Origin of the sequence: uncultured Jannaschia sp. (assembly GCF_947494025.1) — a bacterium.
Lineage (GTDB): Bacteria > Pseudomonadota > Alphaproteobacteria > Rhodobacterales > Rhodobacteraceae > Jannaschia.
This window is the reverse complement of sequence record NZ_CANLTQ010000153.1, coordinates 1-428: the sequence shown is the minus strand read 5'-3', so window position 1 is coordinate 428 and position 428 is coordinate 1. Positions and strand designations below refer to the sequence as shown.

Here is a 428-nt window from a genome sequence, read left to right as displayed (position 1 = left end):
TCGAGCTCCTTCAGTCGCTTCACCTGGCCGGTCTTCAAGCCGCCGAACTCCTTGCGCCATCGGTAGTAGGTGAACTGTGTCACCTCGATCGACCGCACCGCCTCGGCCACCGATCGGCCCTGCGATACCAGCACGTCGACCTACTGAGACTTCGCGACGATCTCTTCCGGCTTGTGCTTCTTCTGCGGCATTCCTGCGTCCTCCATTCGGCTCGAAAGCCTACTTCAGGAAGGACCACTTTTCAGGGGGCAGGCCACACTCCCAACCTGATCGTCAAACGGGGAAGCGTGACACTTCTACTTTGCACATGGGGGTGTGATTTCAAGCTTGGTTGCTACACGTCTTGATCCCTCACGTGATCCGTTTCATTTCGGCGGCGAAGGCTTCCGCCGGGGTCGCGTAGCCGAGGCATTTGCGTGGCGTACCGT

At 59.1% G+C, this 428-nt stretch carries 1 protein-coding gene; it reads right to left on the bottom strand.

The window, feature by feature from the left end:
- The coding region (locus tag Q1B08_RS21735) for a transposase (RefSeq protein WP_299823531.1) at positions 1 to 134 on the bottom strand (134 nt) is incomplete at its 3' end.
- Positions 135 to 428 lie beyond the last annotated feature (294 nt).